General features: G+C 52.4%; 12 protein-coding genes and 1 tRNA gene. 11 read left to right on the plus strand and 2 right to left on the minus strand.

What is annotated here, in order from left to right:
• The gene (locus H924_RS01365; protein WP_029703725.1) at window positions 1–2,379 is read right to left on the minus strand and encodes a DEAD/DEAH box helicase; all 2,379 of its coding nucleotides are present in this window, start codon (window positions 2,377–2,379) and stop codon (window positions 1–3) included.
• A 315-nt stretch (window positions 2,380–2,694) separates the two neighbouring features.
• On the opposite strand from H924_RS01365, the gene H924_RS01370 reads away from it, so the two are divergent.
• The 6 genes from H924_RS01370 (at window position 2,695) to H924_RS14325 (ending at window position 11,247) form a co-directional block, all read left to right on the plus strand.
• Window positions 2,695–2,898, plus strand: coding sequence for a cold-shock protein (locus H924_RS01370; RefSeq protein ID WP_015650174.1), 204 nt, complete (start codon window positions 2,695–2,697; stop codon window positions 2,896–2,898).
• Window positions 2,899–3,447: 549 nt separating this feature from the next.
• Window positions 3,448–6,441 carry a type I DNA topoisomerase gene (gene topA, locus H924_RS01375; protein ID WP_015650175.1) on the plus strand — a complete coding sequence of 998 codons (2,994 nt, stop codon included), beginning with the start codon at window positions 3,448–3,450 and terminating at the stop codon, window positions 6,439–6,441.
• 3 nt (window positions 6,442–6,444) lie between these two features.
• The gene (locus H924_RS01380; protein WP_015650176.1) at window positions 6,445–7,158 is read left to right on the plus strand and encodes a lysoplasmalogenase; all 714 of its coding nucleotides are present in this window, start codon (window positions 6,445–6,447) and stop codon (window positions 7,156–7,158) included.
• A 504-nt stretch (window positions 7,159–7,662) separates the two neighbouring features.
• Window positions 7,663–8,499, plus strand: a complete 837-nt coding sequence (locus tag H924_RS01385) for a hypothetical protein (protein WP_015650177.1) — start codon at window positions 7,663–7,665, stop codon at window positions 8,497–8,499.
• Window positions 8,500–8,505: 6 nt separating this feature from the next.
• Window positions 8,506–11,076 (plus strand): VaFE repeat-containing surface-anchored protein, encoded by a 2,571-nt coding sequence (locus H924_RS01390; protein ID WP_015650178.1) that lies wholly within the window; start codon window positions 8,506–8,508, stop codon window positions 11,074–11,076.
• Window positions 11,077–11,100: 24 nt separating this feature from the next.
• Window positions 11,101–11,247, plus strand: coding sequence for a hypothetical protein (locus H924_RS14325; protein ID WP_169330519.1), 147 nt, complete (start codon window positions 11,101–11,103; stop codon window positions 11,245–11,247).
• 221 nt (window positions 11,248–11,468) lie between these two features.
• On the opposite strand, the gene H924_RS01395 is transcribed toward H924_RS14325, so the two are convergent.
• The gene (locus tag H924_RS01395; protein ID WP_015650179.1) at window positions 11,469–12,995 is read right to left on the minus strand and encodes an adenylate/guanylate cyclase domain-containing protein; all 1,527 of its coding nucleotides are present in this window, start codon (window positions 12,993–12,995) and stop codon (window positions 11,469–11,471) included.
• Between the two features lie 53 nt (window positions 12,996–13,048).
• Here H924_RS01395 and H924_RS01400 point away from each other — a divergent pair, with 53 nt between their 5' ends.
• The 5 genes from H924_RS01400 (at window position 13,049) to H924_RS01425 (ending at window position 17,129) form a co-directional block, all read left to right on the plus strand.
• A complete protein-coding gene (locus H924_RS01400; RefSeq protein ID WP_029703722.1) occupies window positions 13,049–14,284 on the plus strand; it encodes a DNA polymerase III subunit delta' in 1,236 nt (411 codons plus the stop codon).
• Window positions 14,285–14,347: 63 nt separating this feature from the next.
• Window positions 14,348–14,420, plus strand: a tRNA-Thr gene (locus tag H924_RS01405).
• Between the two features lie 310 nt (window positions 14,421–14,730).
• On the plus strand, window positions 14,731–15,258 hold the full coding sequence (locus H924_RS01415) for a P-loop NTPase family protein (protein WP_015650181.1): 528 nt from the start codon (window positions 14,731–14,733) through the stop codon (window positions 15,256–15,258).
• 129 nt (window positions 15,259–15,387) lie between these two features.
• Window positions 15,388–16,494 carry an S-(hydroxymethyl)mycothiol dehydrogenase gene (locus tag H924_RS01420; protein ID WP_015650182.1) on the plus strand — a complete coding sequence of 369 codons (1,107 nt, stop codon included), beginning with the start codon at window positions 15,388–15,390 and terminating at the stop codon, window positions 16,492–16,494.
• Complete coding sequence (locus H924_RS01425; protein WP_015650183.1) at window positions 16,494–17,129, plus strand: MBL fold metallo-hydrolase; 636 nt, start codon at window positions 16,494–16,496, stop codon at window positions 17,127–17,129. The genes H924_RS01420 and H924_RS01425 overlap by 1 nt, the downstream gene beginning before the upstream one ends.
• Window positions 17,130–17,194 lie beyond the last annotated feature (65 nt).

Consider the following 17,194-nt stretch of genomic DNA (forward strand, 5'->3'; position numbering starts at 1 on the left):
TTAGGAGGAAGTTCCCAAAAGAGTGACCATGGCGCCAAGCAATTTAATGGCACCAGCCTTATCCAGCGGATTATTTCCATTGCCACATTTGGGGGATTGCACACAGCTGGGGCATCCAGATTCACAGCTACAGCTGCGGACAACCTCAAAAGTGGCTTCGATCCATTCCGCAAAGCGCCTAAAACCGCAATCGGCAAAGCCGGCGCCGCCATCCATACCGTCATAAACAAAAACGGTGGGATAGCCGGTATCGGCATGCAAAGCAGTAGAAACACCTCCGATATCCCAGCGATCGCAGGTGGCCAACAAAGGCAACATTCCAATTGCCGCATGTTCGGCTGCATGCAGTGCGCCGGGGATATCGGCCTCTGCAATGCCCATTGCTCTTAAAGCCAAAGGATCGATGGTGTAGGCAACTGCGCGGGTATTAAGAATTTGAGGAGGCAGATATAGGGGAGTGGCATCCAAGGTGGTGCCATCGGGCAGTCGGGTGACATAACCGGTGACGCGGTCAGTTACCTGGACGTTGACATTGGCAACCCACAAACCACCACCAGCATCAAAAACCTCGGATTCTTCAGGAGCTGAAGTAATTCGAATATCGGTATCACTGCGCGCAAAGGTGGTGTACTCAGGTAATTCAGGCCTGGCCAAGGCTAGTTTTTCTTCCAAATCAAGCTCGTCGATCACAAAGGATTCACCCTGATGTAAATACACAGCTCCGGGATGTACCTGCGACATGGCACGCGCGGAATCAATCGTGCCCAAAAGACGTCCATCAGTGATGTCCACAATCAAGAATTCCGATCCGGAACCACCGCGCAAACTAACCTGCTGATGTGCGGTCTCAGGGCTTAGCTCAACATCGGCTGCAGCTGGGTTTTCCACAGCAAACCAGCCTCGCGGACGTTTGCGCAAAAGCCCCTGAGCAGTAAGTTCTGCAACTACCTGCTGCGCGCCGAAGGCTTCTATCTCGGCTTCATCCAGTGGTTTCTCCACGGCTGCACAGTAGATATGTCCCCGGATAACATGCGGATTAGTGGGATCAAATACCGCTGCCTCCACAGGTTTATCCAAAAGTGCTGCTGGGTGATTAACCAAATAGGTATCCATGGGTTCATCGCGGGCCACCAACACCACAATGGATCCTTGACCCCGTCGTCCAGCTCGGCCGGCTTGTTGCCAAAAAGAGGCAACGGTGCCGGGGAACCCTGCGGTGACAACCGCATCGAGGCCGCCGACGTCAATGCCCAGCTCCAACGCATTGGTTGACGCAACGCCGAGCAGGGTGCCGTCGTCAAGCATTCTTTCCAGCTTGCGCCGGTCCTCGGCCAAATAGCCCGCGCGGTAGGACGCTACGCGCCGGGCAAAATCGGGGCGGCCCAGTAAAGATAATTCTTCTTGGGCGCGCAGGGCGACGATTTCTGCTTGGCGCCGGGACCGCACAAAGGTCAAGGTCCGGGCACCTTCGGCGATGAGCGTGCCCATAATATTGGCGGCCTCAGTGCTGGCGGCGCGGCGCACGGGAGCGCCATTTTCGCCCTCGGCACCCTCAATAAATCCTGGTTCCCAGAGCATAACGGTGCGGCTGCCTGTGGGGGCGCCGTCCTCAGTCACCGCGGTAACCGGTGTACCAAGCAGGCGGGAGGCGTGAATTGCCGGCTCAGAGCTGGTGGCAGAAGCCAAAATAACGGTGGGATGACTGCCATAAAAAGCGGCAATGCGTAGCAATCGACGCAGTACCATCGAAATATGTGCGCCAAAAACCCCACGATAAGCATGGCATTCATCAACCACAATAAATTTTAGGTGGCGCAGTAGCCGAGCCCAGCGCGGATGATTGCTCAAAATCGAGGCATGAACCATATCGGGATTTGTAAAAACAAAACGCGTGAGATCACGAATACCCGCTCGTGCCTCCGTGGGAGTGTCCCCATCATAGGGAGCTGGATGAATTGGGCTTGCTGGATTTAAGTCCTTGACCAGGGAGGACACAGCAGCTAATTGATCAGAGCCCAAAGCCTTGGTGGGCGTGAGATACATGGCGCAGGCTGTTGGATCGGCAGATAACGCCGCCAAAATTGGCAATTGATAGCCCAAGGATTTACCCGAGGACGTACCCGTAGCTACCACCACGTGTTTGCCTTGCCAGGCAAGTTCCGCAGTGCGCGCCTGATGGCTAAAAAGCTTGTCGACGCCGCGATCGCCCAGGGCTTTTTGTAGTTGCGCGGGCACAAAGCTTGGCCACTCGGCAAAAACCGCCCGCTTTGCGGGCAGAGTGCTCAGGTGGGTCAGCGTGGATTCGGGATAGCGCTTAACAATAACTTCTGCCAGTTCGGCACCAAGACCTACAGGTTGAGACGCATCACCAGGTTTCATAGCGGTTGGGTTTTCCGAAGCAAAATCGGGGGTGTTCAAGCTTTTACCCCCTTTCGTGGAGTTTCTTAAAGGTTACTGACCTGCACAAACTAAAAACGATTTCCTTTTACCCTATCGCTTAGGCCACAAACATGAGACACTTGTTCCTAGGTCGCAGATTCAAGGCGCAGTGTTTAACGCTCGCAAGGATAGACGCGGGCGTTCGACTTTTTAATGTTGTCGGCGTTCGAGCAAGACGGCCAGATGGCTATTTATACATAGGTATAGGTACGGCATCGAACCCGATAGTATTTCCAATCAGTAAAGGTAAGACACATGGCACAGGGCACGGTTAAGTGGTTCAACGCAGAAAAGGGCTTTGGTTTCATCGCTCCTTCCGACGGATCCGCTGACGTTTTCGTCCACTACTCCGAGATTGAGGGCAACGGCTTCCGTTCCCTCGAGGAGAATCAGCTCGTCGAGTTCGAAATCGGCGAAGGCGCAAAGGGCCTCCAGGCTCAGGCTGTTCGCGCAGTCTAATTTGCAACTAGCATAAAACCGGTAACCATTGGTTACCGGTTTTTTCATGTCTGCCATTAATTAGCGGGGCAATGTGGGGGTGCTCAAACTAAATAATTCAGAGGACATAGAGTTAGAAAATAGGGTGTAAAAAAACTGCAATTCTTGCTCATTTAGTGGGCTTAATGGGATTTTTGGTGGTACTGAGAAGTCTCAAGGAGGTAGCTTGGAAAAATGCCCAGAATTGCTGAGTGTTGGACAATGACTGCAGAAGGCCCTAATAATACTGTGTAGCGTGTAAGTATATGAGAGACTAAAAATCATTTTGGTCTCAGCGTGTTTGCTCGAGTGCTGAAGAAAGTGTTTAAAAAGTACTTTCTAAGGTGCGCTGGATGGTGTTCTTTCCCTGGGAAGAGCACCGGATTCAATGAATGCAGCAGCCTTGTGGTTATGCTTTCCAAGAGTGAACGTTTATTTGTGCGATGAAATTAAGGCACAGTGGACAACACATGCGTAATGGAAAACAGTGTTTCAAAAGAACACCGCAGTCAACGAGAGGGATGCATTCCCGTGGCAGAATCTAAGGGATCCGGCAAGAAGTACCTGGTCATTGTGGAATCAGCGACCAAAGCCAAAAAGATCCAGCCGTATTTGGGCAACGACTACATTGTCGAAGCCTCCGTCGGTCACATCCGTGATCTGCCTCGTGGCGCTGCAGACGTGCCAACTAAATACAAAAAAGAGCCTTGGGCTCGCCTTGGTGTTGACACCGATCACGGCTTTGCGCCCCTTTATGTTGTTAGCCCAGATAAGAAAAAGAAGGTCGCTGACCTCAAAGCAAAGCTCAAGCAAGTTGATGAGCTGTTGCTCGCAACAGACCCCGACCGTGAAGGCGAAGCAATCGCTTGGCACCTGCTCGAGGTGTTGAAGCCCACTGTTCCAGTACGTCGCATGGTCTTTAATGAGATCACTAAGTCAGCGATTCTGGCAGCTGCGGAAAATACCCGTGAGCTAGACGTTAACCTGGTTGATGCGCAGGAAACCCGACGCATCCTCGACCGTCTTTATGGTTATGAAGTGTCTCCGGTGCTGTGGAAGAAAGTTATGCCACGCCTTTCTGCCGGACGTGTGCAATCGGTAGCAACACGAGTGATCGTGGAGCGCGAGCGCGAGCGCATGGCCTTTATTTCTGCTGATTACTGGGATCTTTCTGCAGAATTTAACACCGGTGAAAAGTCCTCCTCTGATGCAGCGAATCCTTCTTCTTTTAGCGCACGCTTGTCCACTATTGATGGCAGCCGCGTAGCCCAAGGTCGAGATTTTAATGACCGCGGCCAGTTAATTTCGGACGTGGTTGTCGTCGATAAGCAAAGGGCTGAGGCCCTGGCCGAGGCACTTAAAGGCCAGGAAATGGCCGTGGTTGGGGTTGAGGAAAAGCCTTATACCCGCCGACCTTATGCGCCTTTTATGACCTCTACGCTGCAGCAAGAGGCTGGCCGCAAGTTGCACTTTACCTCTGAGCGCACCATGCGCATTGCTCAGCGTTTGTATGAAAACGGCCATATTACTTATATGCGTACTGACTCCACCTCGCTCTCGGCGCAGGGTATGAAGGCTGCGCGTGATCAGGCGCTGGAGCTTTATGGCAGCGAATATGTTTCGCCTAGCCCGCGCACCTATGACCGTAAGGTGAAGAACTCGCAGGAGGCTCACGAAGCTATTCGCCCTGCTGGTGAATCTTTTGCAACTCCGGGCCAGCTACATGGTCAATTAGATGCGGAAGAATTTAAGCTTTATGAGCTGATTTGGCAGCGCACCGTAGCTTCCCAGATGGCTGATGCGAAGGGCACCTCGATGAAGGTGACCATTGCCGGTACGGCAAAAACTGGCGAAAAAACCGAATTTAACGCCACTGGACGCACCCTGACATTCCCCGGTTTCTTGCGTGCTTATGTGGAGGTTTCTCAAACCACTGATGGCAAAGATGTAGCCGATAATGCAGAAAAGCGTTTGCCACGCCTTGCTGAAGGTGATGCACTCACTGCCACTGAGATTCAGGCAGATGGCCACAATACCAATCCGCCAGCGCGTTTTACTGAAGCATCTTTGGTGAAGAAGATGGAAGATCTGGGCATTGGGCGTCCTTCCACCTATGCCTCTATTATTAAGACCATTCAGGATCGTGGTTATGTGTACTCCCGCGGTAATGCGCTGGTGCCTTCCTGGGTTGCTTTTGCCGTAGTTGGCCTGTTGGAAGCCAATTTCACCTCTTTGGTGGACTATGATTTCACCTCTTCTATGGAAGATGAGCTAGATAATATTGCCGCGGGCCGCGAAGGCCGCACCGAATGGCTAAATGGCTTCTACTTTGGTGATGCTGAGGCCGATGATTCTATGGCGGAATCAGTTGCGCGCCAGGGTGGTTTGAAGGCGCTGGTTAATTCCAACCTTGAGCAAATTGATGCACGCTCCGTAAACTCTTTGAAGCTTTTCGACGATGCCGAAGGCCGTGCCGTCAACGTGCGTGTGGGCCGTTATGGTCCGTATATTGAAAGGGTTGTGGGCACCAACGCGGAGGGCGAGCCGGAATACCAGCGCGCCAATCTGCCTGAGGAAACCACTCCTGATGAGCTCACCTTAGAGGTGGCAGAGAAGCTTTTTGCTACCCCACAAGGTGGCCGTGAGCTGGGCATTAACCCCGCTAATGGACGCATGATTGTGGCTAAGGAAGGTCGCTTTGGTCCTTATGTTATCGAGCAGGTGACTGAGGATGAGCGTGCCGGTGCTGTCGCCCAGGCTGAAGAGGTTGTTGCTGCTGAGCGCAAGGCTGAGGATGAACAGCGTGCTGTGGAAGGTAAGCGTCCCAAGAATTGGGAGACCAAAACCGCGGCCACCCAAAAAGAAAAGCGCATTAACCAGCTGGTAGAAGAAACCCTCAAGCCAGCTACTGCCTCACTCTTTAATGGCATGGAACCTGCCACCGTCACCTTGGAAGAGGCTTTGCAGCTCTTGTCGCTCCCTCGTGAGGTGGGCGTGGATCCTGCTGATGATGAGCTAATTACCGCGCAGAACGGCCGTTATGGCCCATATCTGAAGAAGGGTAATGATTCTCGCTCGCTATCTAGTGAAGCGCAGATTTTCACCATTACTTTGGACGAGGCTCGTCGTATTTATGCCGAGCCAAAGCGCCGTGGCCGGGCGGCTGCTCAGCCACCGCTGAAGACTTTGGGTGATAATGACGTCTCAGGCAAGCCAATGACCGTTAAGGATGGTCGTTTTGGCCCTTATGTTACTGATGGCACCACCAATGCTTCCCTGCGCAAGGGTGATGTTCCAGAGTCGTTGACCGATGCGCGTGCCAATGAGTTGCTTTCTGAGCGTCGTGCCAAGGAAGCTGCTGATGGCGGTGCGCCGGCTAAGAAGACGGCTGCTAAAAAGACCACCCCTAAGAAAACTGCAGCTAAAAAGGCTCCTGCCAAGAAGGCAGCGAAGAAGAGCACTAAAAAAACTCCGCCAAAAACTACTAAGAACGTGGTGAAGGCTGGATCGCGAAAGCAGTCTTAAGACATGTGGCGCGAATTTTGGGATCGAACCCGCCAAGGCACGCAAGCTTTAACCTTGGCGGTGGGTAAGGCTTCCTCCGAACCTGAACGCGCCGCTTATCTTGTTGCTGCTAGCAGCAATGTTTTGGGTTCTTTAAGTGGCCAACGTCGCTTAAAAAACATCACTAAACCACTGTTAATGCCCTTATTAATGGGCCGAGTGCTGCGCTCTGAACAATCAGATCGGGCGCTCGGAGCACTGGGATTAGCTGGTGGTTGGGCAGGTGACCTGGTGTTGATGAAACCCCAGTCACTGCCACAGGGGGCTGCCGGTTTTGCACTTAATCATGCAGTTTATTGCGTTTTATTATGGCGTCGCGGAGCCCGCTTTGGCCTGCAACGCACCGCCATCCGCGCGATTCCGCTCGGCCTGGCTGCTGTATTAGCCGGCTGGAAAGCGCCCAAATTAGTGCCCATGGTGCTGGGGTACGGTGGCCTGCTGGCCACCACTTCTACGCTTGCCGACGACTCCCGCTTGCTTGGCTTTAGCAATGCGGGGAGCTTTGGCGCTGGTCATGGGGGAAATCTTTTTCTTGTTTCTGATGCCGTGTTATTCGTGCGGGAGTTGGTGCTGGAGGATTCTTCGCACCTCCAGCGCTTGGCTGATGGGGCAGTGATGGGGACTTACACGCTTGCTCAACTATTGCTGGTAGATGCCCTTTTTGGTGATACTAAATAGCACTTTGGCGTTGGTATTTTTTGAAGATTTTTGCTGAGAAATTTTATCCAATTGGCAGATTTTAGCCAGAAAAATAAGAAAACTAGCCCCTGTAGTAAGTTCTTGGAGGGGGGGGAACGTTTTTGGCGCGACTTCATTACCCCAATATTTAAAATGCGATACATGAAACTGAGATTGCTATAAGCAGGAACCGTTTGTTTTATGTGCAAACATTAAGAGCTTCACATGCAATTTCTTAGGCAAATCCTATCTACTGCTAATTTGCTATCCCTTGAATTATAGTGACCGCAGAGTGTGACCAGTGTTTTATTCTGCAATTTGGTTTTTTCTTGAATGCTCCTTGGTTAAGCCAAAAGTGCCAAATAGAGCCTTGTGGAATATTGCGTCAACTCTGCGACCGAGAACGTAATTCACAAGCCCGCTGAGGGTGGGGAAAGATCCTAGGAAGGCAGCAGAATGAAAAAGCACATTTCAGGACAACCGCGGAAGGGGGTGGCACCATGGATGATGATCACCATTCTCGTGGCTGTATTGGCGCTGGTTGTAACTCTCGTTCCAAATACATTTTCGCAGTCTCGTGCAGCGGACAAAGCTCCAGACATTGCCACCGTCGCCGAAGTTGGCGAAACTGGAGAGGTCGATGCCAGTAATTCTGAGGTAACTGACGTTATTGGTGAAACACCTACGGTCGAAGTTCCTGCCGTTGAAACACCAGTAACGGTGGAGTCTCCAGAAAACATCGAAGCGCCAGTAGTTGAGGAACCTAATCTTCTAGAGCAGGCACTTAACCTCTTGGCGCCAGCTCCTGCGGCTATTGGAATTATGGCAGACCGCTCTGCTGAAGTGACCGTTACTGTTAATGTTGCCGAGGGGCAATACAACATTGGTGACGATGTACGTATTGCAGGCTCATGGCGTTTTACCGGCACTGATCCGGATCTGCTTAATGGAGATTCCTTTCGGATTGCAGGCCCTGAGCTGCTGCGTATTGTTGACGAAGCTTTTGAACTTGTTGGTCCAGACAGCAATAGTTGGGGTACCTGTACTCCAGTAGTGGCAGATAACTATTACAACTGTGAGATCACCGATAAGCCAAGCAATCTTTTTGGTGGTAGTGGCTTGTGGCAGGCAACTGCAACAGCCGAAGAAGCTGGCACCCGCACTAGCGACGATGGAAAGACTTATGAAGTTCTTCCCGGCGCGGACTTTTTGGCTGAGATTACCAAGACTGGAAGCATCCTGAACAATGCAAGTGCTGCAGGTCTTAATGGTGCACCGGCTGGTTCTGTACTGCGCTATAACGTTGAGCTGAGCGCGAGCGATATGACCTTGGTTAATTAAGATATTGTGATCAGTGATGTATTTAGCGAAAACCTGCGTTTATGCACCGATGACACCATCACCAACTTACAGATTTCGCAGCCTTTTAGTGCGCTGACGGCAACAATTGCACCAGTGGGCACCACTGGCTTTAACATCACCATCCCACGTCCAGCTGCTGGTTTTAGCAATGCACCGATTTACCTGCAGTACAGCCTTTGCACCACCTCAGGTGGACGCGATGCCAGCGGCACTGTCTACGTCAACACTGTCGAATCTGAAATCCAAAACCCACGTGGTGAGGATGTTCTAAACATTGACTCCACCTACCAGCTCACTCAGATCCGCAGTGCTTCCGGTACTGCAGATGGTGTACTTGGCGGATCCTTTGATCTGAAGAAAATCATTGATCCCACCAAGATTCCAGCTGGTTTCGATCCAGCAACCACCGCCTTTACTGTCAAGGTTTCCGAATTTGCGCCTGGTCAGTACCCAGGCGGTACTGCAGAAGCCAACTATGACCTCATCGTGTTGGCGAATGGCGCAACCGTCAGCGGATTTAATGCTCGGCCAGCTGGTTGGACCATCGTACTCAGCGAACCAACCATCTCCCTGCCTGCAATCCCAGGCCATGATTGGGATACCCCAGTATTTACCGGCACCGGAATTACCACTGGAGTTGATAACAACGGCGACTCTTTCGCAGTAGTTACCACTTTGGATCCTGCGCTAGAGCAAAATGTGGCCGTTGAATTGGAAAACTTCCCAACGCCACTTACTCCAGAGGTTAAGACTCAGGCGCTGGTAAGTAACAGCCCAAGCAACATTTTGGCGCTTACCGGTGGTGAAGTAACTGACGTTGTCACCTACAAAAACCTCAAGCCAAATACCGCTTATATGCTGCTTGGCACCATCATGAATGACGCTGGTGTTTCTACGGGAATCACCGGAACCGGCACCTTCACCACGGGTGATGCACCAGCAGGTGGCTTAGTAGATGGCACTGCAAATGTCATTTTCACTCTTACTGGCGCTCATGTTGAAAGTTACGCCGGCAAGAAGCTCGTGGTATTCGAAGAACTAGCAGAAGCTGCCACCCCCACTGTTGTGGTGGCCGAGCACAAAGATCTCAACGATATTGAGCAGACCTTCTGGGTTGAGCGTAAGCCAACTATTGGAACCACCGCATTGGTGTCCGGCAGTGAAGACAATATCCTTGCTCTCACCGGTGGTGAGGTTGTAGACACCGTGGCTTATACCGACCTCAAGCCAAGCACTACCTACAAGCTCGACGGCACCATCATGTACACCAATACAGCAGGAGCAGCAGTTTCCACAGGCATCACCTCAACCGCTGAATTCACTACTCCAGCAGGGGAAGGTTATGTTTCCGGAACCACCACTGTTAGCTTCACTATCTCCGCCGCTGATGCAGCACGTTTTGCTGGCCAGGACCTCGTAGTCTTCGAACGTCTCTACCTGGGCACTGACCTGGTAGCAGTCCACGAAGACAAAGACGATGAAGATCAAACCTTCGAAGTTGAGCGCAAGCCATCCATTGGAACCACCGCAAAGGTTGAAGGCGCAGATGACAATGTCTTGAGCCTCGAGGGTGGAACCGTCACCGATACTGTGGCTTATACCAACCTCAAGGCTGGTACCCAGTACCGCATCTCTGGTGAGATCATGCATGTGGCCGCCGATGGAACTGTCACTGCCACCGGAGTTGCCGGAGAAGCTACTTTCACAACTCCCGCAGGTACCGGCTATGTTTCCGGAACTCAAGATGTTGTATTCACCGTTCCAGCAGCAATCGCTGCAGCTTATGAGGGTGAAAAGCTGGTAGTTTTTGAATCCCTCTACGGCCCTGACTCTGAAACTCCTATTGCTGAGCACAAGGATAAAGATGACGTAAAGCAGACCTTCTGGATTGATACTCCTCCAGAGGTCATTGTGAAGAAGAAGGTCACTGGCCCTAAGGGCGATGATGTCACTGCTGATGAGGATGCAGTATTCCAGATCCGTGCGAGCTGGGTAGACAAGGCTGGCGTTGCCCAGTCCCGTACCTACACCGTGCGCCCTGATCAGGAAGTTTCTTTGGAAGGCCTGCCACTCAACACTGAAATCACCCTTTCTGAGACTGGTGCTCAAACCAGTGTCAGCAACGTGAAGTGGGGCGATGTTATCTGGTCCGGTACCGGTGTGGTGGATGAGGCTGGAAGCTCCCGCGATGCAGTTGTCACCCTGGAAAATGCGAATACTCCAATCCGCATCAACTTGGAAAACAAGACCAGCTCCTCTGGGCTGATCATCATTCCAATTCCAATTACTCCACCAACCAGTGGACCTCCAGCACCTCCAACGGTTCCAACCACCCCGATTGCACCGCCAACCACCACCGCTATTCCAGCAACTCCAACCGTTCCAGCCACTCCAATTCCTGCGCCAAAGGTAAAAGCGTCTGCTCCGCAGACTCCTGCCAAGAGTGAAGGACTGGCAATGACTGGTGCAAATGTTGCATGGCTGGCATTAGGCGGAATCCTGGTGCTGCTTCTTGGTGCAGCTCTGGTTCTACGCGGACGCCGTAAAGAATCCTAAACAACCTCACTCAAGGAGAACCCTGTGTATTTTCTTCCCATCCCACTAGTAATTGAAGATCTGGATTATGTGGGCTCTACCGTGGTAGATGGCCTGGTAGACCTCATGATCGCCTTCTATGACCTGGTCGCTGGCACTGGTAGCAGCATGGACATGCTCTCTTCCATCTAGCTTCAAAAGCTAAAAGGTACTGCACGTGGTGATTTCTGCACCACGGGCAGTACCTTTTTGTTAATCAGAGTTAGAGATAAGAGTCAAGTATCCACCGGGATTTCTGTGGATAACTCCGGCGGAGAAGGAGTTATCCACAGCTGCCAAAAGAGCAACATTGACCAAAACACCCCGCAGCTTGCAAGCTACGGGGTGTGAAGAGGTTTACGTCGAAAAGCGTTTTAAGAACGGTCCGCCAAAGTTGGCCGAATTGGCCGCGCCAGCTGCGTCATCTGACCGCGTCCGCGCAGCTCCACGGACTTCATCAGCGTCCAGCGCGCCTGCTCCGCCTCATTGGCCTCGCGCAGAGTAGAGGCGTTGGTTACGGTACGGCCAGGAGTCGTCTTGGCGATCTCAGTCAGGCGCGCGGCCTGATTCACAGCATCACCAATCACGGTGTACTCAAAGCGGGCGTGGCCACCAATATGACCTGCCACGACGTGTCCGGCAGCCACACCGATGCCGGCCTTCAACTGCAGATCCTTCAGCTCCACACGCAGTTCGCGGGCAGCTGCCAAAGCATGGCCCGTCGCGTCAGAGAGTGGCAGAGGGGCACCAAAGATTGCCAGCGCAGCGTCACCCTGGAATTTGTTGATAACGCCCTTGTTGCGGTGCACCACCTCAACAACGTGCTCAAAAAACTCATTAAGCGCCCCCACTACTTCTTCAGGAGTGTGGTTGACAGCAAAGGTCGTGGAACCGATGACATCGACAAAAAGCACGGCGACCTTACGGTCTTCGCCGCCCAAAGTGGGGCGCTCTTCCAAGGCGCGCCGGGCAACTTCAGTACCCACATAACGGCCAAAGAGGTCACGCACCCTTTGGCGTTCACGCAGGCCACGCATCATTTCATTAAAACCGGCCTGGAGTACGCCGATTTCCGAGCCATCATAAATATCAACTTGGACATCGGTATCACCACGGCGCACCCTATTAATGGCCTCTTGCAGCTCCAAGATTGGGTCAACCACCGAAGAGACCACCAAACGAGTTCCCAAATAGCCCGTGACCAGGGCAACGATGCCAAGCGCGCCAATTGCCGGCAGGATTTGAGCAGCATCGGTGCCAAAAATTCCGCGGGAATAACCCAGCATCAGCAGCAAAATACCAATGACTGGCATACCAATGGTCATCACCCAGGTCAGGCGCAGACGCTGACTCACCGGCGGCTCCAGCGTGGAATCCTCAAAACGACGAGCCAGAGCAGAAGCCGCGACGGGCCGCACCAGACGTTCGGCCTCTAGGTAGGTCAGCATCACCACGATGGCGCCGGCCATCAGGGTAGAAACTGCGATGACTGCCGCAAGGCTCATCGATAGACGCGCAGTAATAAAAGTGGCGATTGCAATACCGATTAACCACACGACGCCACATAAAATGGCCTGGTAAATCGGGATGCGCATCACCAAATTACGCACCATATTGGGGTCATGTTCCTCCGGGTGGCGTTGCCACTCCAGCACTGGCCGGAACATAAGGAAAGTGACCACAATGCCCGCCACCACGGCAAAAGCAAGGTAGGCAAAACCCACGGCAGGGAGGTAGGAGATCTCGGCATTAAAATTGGACGCATCCGGCTGCGGTACGAGGAAACGCACAAAAAGCATAATTGCGAGTGCACCAAGTACGTTCGTGCCAAGCACCGTCGCGGCGTACAGTGGCCACGAAGTGCCCCACAGCCATTTAAGTGCCCTCAGCATTCGACTCATGTTCAATACTCTAACGTGCCACAGCACTTCACATGGGAAGTAGTGTGGAGAAGGTGACTAAAAAGAGTGTCTTCGACAGCTTAGCCGGACCGGAATTGGTGCAAACCACGCTTATCGACGCCGCAACCACCGCTCGCCACATTGTCTCCACCGGAGCGCGGGCAGGTGCCCCCGGTACGCTAAACGATGCCACTTTCACCCATTCCTGGTTGTTTACTGGCCCTCCCGGTTCCGGTAGATCGGTGGCTGCAAAAGCCTTCGCTGCTGCACTTGTATGTTCAAATCCTGATGTTGTTGGTTGTGGACAATGCGAAGATTGCCGTTTAGCCATGCGGGATGCCCACGCTGATGTGGTGCATATTATTCCCCAAGAGCTCGTGATCTCTGTGGCAAGCATGCGTTCTGTTATTAACGATGCAGCTCGCATGCCATCGGTAGCCAAATGGCGCGTCATCATTATTGAAGATGCCGATCGTCTTTCCGAGGGCGCAGCCAATGCTTTGCTAAAAACTGTGGAGGAACCACCGGAGCGCACCATCATCATTTTGTGTGCACCTTCCACCGATCCCAGGGACATCGCTATCACTTTGAGATCGCGCTGCAGGCACGTCTACATTCCAACTCCGACGGTGGCAGAAGTTGCGCGCATTTTGGTGGCAGAAGGCAAAGTCAGCCAAGCTGATGCTGAACTTGCAGCTGCTGCCTCCGCCGGACATATCGGTCGAGCTCGGCATTTGGCGTTAAATCAGAATGCACAAAAAAGAAGAGCGAATATCCTAAATCTGGCGGAGTTGATCTATCACGGTGACACTGCTTTTCGAGCCGTAAATACTCTTGTTAAAGGCATAGAAAAGGAATCACAAGAATCCTTGGCTGCCCGTGATGAAGCCGAATTGGAAAAACTGCGCAACAGCATGGGCATGGGTGCTAAAGGTAAAGGTGCTCAAAAAGCGTTGCATGGTTCTGCCTCGCAAATCAAAGAGTTAGAAGATAACCAAAAGAAGCGTCGCACCAGGTTCTTGCGAGATAGCTTGGACTTGGCACTTATTGACCTAGCGGGTATTTATCGTGATGCTTTGATGATTTCTTCGCAGGCAACTGTGGGACTTACCCATCCTGATATGGAAGGACTATCCCAAGAATTGGCCACGCGCGTAAGCCCAGAAGGATTGGTCGCCTGCCTGGATGCGATCTCCAAATGTAGGGAGTCTTTTGGCTTCAATGTGCGCCCCGTTGTGGCCATGGATGCGCTGGTTGGTCGCCTGCGTAAAGCCTATAAAGTGACATAGTTGACCCGAATTATTGAAGTGCAGATCCTTTCAGGTAAAGTAGCGAATCGGTAAATCTACCGTGCCGCTTTAGCTCAGTCGGTAGAGCGTCTCACTCGTAATGAGAAGGTCGCGAGTTCGATTCTCGCAAGCGGCTCAAATAAAATCCCAGGTCAAGACCATCTTCTAAAAATGGAAGGTGGTCTTACTTATTTCCAGGTACACACGAGTGGTTAATTAGCTGTCTGATATCTACTTGCAAACCCGCCTCATTAACAGCTGTGGGTAGCGTATTTTCAATAGTGTCCAGGTTGCTTTGGGAATTGTCTCTTGAATGATCCGCGGTCCGGTGAGAATGTAATAGCTAACTTTTCCTGTTGACTCCTCAAGTAGTTCGACAGACACCACCTTTGTGTCCACTAGAAAAATGTTGTAAATCATCCACCACACAACCTGGGGGCACCAGAGTGAATATTCCACAGCGCATTGCAGTGGCCGGAACAAGTGGAGTGGGCAAAACAACCTTGTGTCGGCAATTGGAAGACCTGCTGGGTTATCCGCGGGCGGAATTGGATGCACTTTTTCTCGGGGAAAACTGGACTCCGCGGCCTAGTTTTCTGCGCGAGGTGGAGGACTTCATAACAGGGGAGCAGTGGATTTGTGAATATCAATATCCTCAAGCTCGGCCACTAATCGCAGCACGCGCCGATACTTTGGTGTGGCTGGATTTTAAGTTCTCCGTGCAAATGACCCGCTTGATAAAACGCACGGTTTTTAGAAGCCTGAGCAAAAAGCCGCTGTGGAATAACAATGTTGAGCAGCCTCTCCACACAATTGTTAAGGATCCCGATGATATTCTGGGGTGGGCGTGGCGGAGTCGGAATGATCTAAAGAAGTCGGTGCCACAGCTGCAGCAAGGGTTTCCGCATTTAACAATTGTGCATCTTAAAAGTCCGGGGCAAGTGAAGTTATGGATTCAAAAAATCTCAAGTTAGCCAACCCCGCTTAACAGGGGTGGCTGAGTTTTGAGGCAAGTGTGCGTCGAAAAGCGCTATTGGGTTGCGCTTCTAAATAATCGGTAGTCTGGTGGACATACTGAATTCTTATTAAAAAAGGGAGTGTCCATGAGTTCTATCGTTTCCGGCATTGTTGCACTGAGCAAGGGTGAACCAGTTGTTAAAACCAATGTGGTTGTTCCAGACCCAGGTGCCAATGATGTCATTGTTAAGATCCAGGCCTGCGGCGTCTGCCATACCGACCTCGCTTATCGTAATGGCGATATTTCTGATGAATTCCCTTATCTGCTGGGCCATGAGGCTTCCGGCATTGTGGAAGAAGTTGGATCTGCGGTAACTCACGTTGCTGTTGGTGATTTTGTGGTTTTGAACTGGCGTGCAGTGTGTGGCGAGTGCCGTGCATGTAAGAAGGGCGAGCCAAAGTACTGCTTTAACACTCATAACGCTTCTAAGAAGATGACTTTGGAAGATGGCACCGAGCTTTCCCCAGCTTTGGGAATTGGTGCTTTCTTGGAAAAGACCATCGTTCATGAGGGTCAGTGCACCAAGGTTAATCCTGAAGAGGATCCAGCTGCAGCAGGTCTTTTGGGCTGTGGCATTATGGCAGGTCTCGGTGCTGCCGTTAATACCGCCGATATTAAGCGTGGCGAATCCGTAGCAGTATTTGGCCTCGGCGGCGTGGGCATGGCAGCAATTGCCGGTGCCAAGCTGGCTGGCGCATCCAAGATTATTGCCGTTGATATCGACGCCAAGAAGTTGGAGTGGGCCAAGGAATTCGGCGCTACCGACATTGTTGATTCCTCCAACCTTGGCGGCGAAGGCGATGCCTCTGAAGTAGTTGCCAAGGTTCGCGAGCTCACCGGTGGTTTTGGTACCGATGTCACCATCGACGCCGTGGGCATCATGCCAACCTGGCAGCAGGCTTTTTACTCCCGCGACTTCGCTGGCCGCATGGTGATGGTGGGCGTGCCAAACCTCACTTCCCGCATTGATGTCCCAGCAATTGATTTCTATGGTCGCGGCGGCTCCCTGCGTCCTGCTTGGTACGGCGACTGCCTGCCAGAGCGTGACTTCCCAACCTACGTTGACCTGCACCTACAGGGCCGTTTCCCATTGGATAAGTTTGTTTCTGAGCGCATTGGCCTCGACGATGTTGAAGAGGCTTTTGCCACCATGAAGTCCGGCGATGTCCTGCGCTCGGTGGTGGAGCTCTAATGGCTCACGAGGGTTTGCGCGTAGAAAATATTGTTACCTCCGGCATTTTCGCCCTTGATGGTGGCGAGTGGCAGGTGGATAACAATATTTGGGTGATCGGCAATGACTCTGAGGTCTTCATTATTGATGCAGCTCATGATGCCGCACCTATCATTGAGGCTGTTGGTGGCCGCACTGTGAAGGGCATTTTGTGCACCCATGCGCATAATGATCACATCACTGTGGCACCTCAACTGGCCGCCGAATTTGATGCACCGATTTTTGTGCACCCCGGGGATCAGATGCTGTGGGAGGAAACCCATGGCGATCTCGCGCACGAGGAGCTTGCAAACGGTCAGAAGTTCCAGATCGCTGGCACCGACCTGATTGTGCTCAACACCCCCGGCCACTCCCCGGGCTCTAGCTGCTTCTACATTCCAGAGGCCAATGAGCTCTTCTCCGGCGATACCCTTTTCCAGGGCGGCCCGGGCGCAACAGGGCGCAAGTACAGCTCCTTTGACACCATTATCGAGTCCCTCAAGACCTCGATCTTGGATCTGCCTGCAGAAACCACTGTGCGCACCGGTCACGGCGACCACACTAGCGTCGGCGCCGAGGCCCCTCACCTTGAAGAGTGGATTAAGCGCGGCCACTAAAACGCTGCTTATCGACGCGCCTTAGCTCCGTAGTGCCCCTGCCTTTCAGGCGGGGGCACCCCCTT

It is taken from the genome of Corynebacterium callunae DSM 20147 (assembly GCF_000344785.1).
GTDB classification, from domain to species: domain Bacteria; phylum Actinomycetota; class Actinomycetes; order Mycobacteriales; family Mycobacteriaceae; genus Corynebacterium; species Corynebacterium callunae.

What these genes read in the sequence shown, in the direction of transcription:
- H924_RS01420 (WP_015650182.1), top strand. Translation starts at nt 15,388, where the DNA reads ATGAGTTCTATCGTTTCCGGCATTGTTGCACTGAGCAAGGGTGAACCA.
- H924_RS01385 (WP_015650177.1), top strand. Translation starts at nt 7,663, where the DNA reads ATGATGATCACCATTCTCGTGGCTGTATTGGCGCTGGTTGTAACTCTC.
- H924_RS01370 (WP_015650174.1), top strand. Translation starts at nt 2,695, where the DNA reads ATGGCACAGGGCACGGTTAAGTGGTTCAACGCAGAAAAGGGCTTTGGT.
- H924_RS01425 (WP_015650183.1), top strand. Translation starts at nt 16,494, where the DNA reads ATGGCTCACGAGGGTTTGCGCGTAGAAAATATTGTTACCTCCGGCATT.
- H924_RS01365 (WP_029703725.1), bottom strand. Translation starts at nt 2,379, where the DNA reads ATGAAACCTGGTGATGCGTCTCAACCTGTAGGTCTTGGTGCCGAACTG.
- H924_RS01380 (WP_015650176.1), top strand. Translation starts at nt 6,445, where the DNA reads ATGTGGCGCGAATTTTGGGATCGAACCCGCCAAGGCACGCAAGCTTTA.
- H924_RS01395 (WP_015650179.1), bottom strand. Translation starts at nt 12,995, where the DNA reads ATGAGTCGAATGCTGAGGGCACTTAAATGGCTGTGGGGCACTTCGTGG.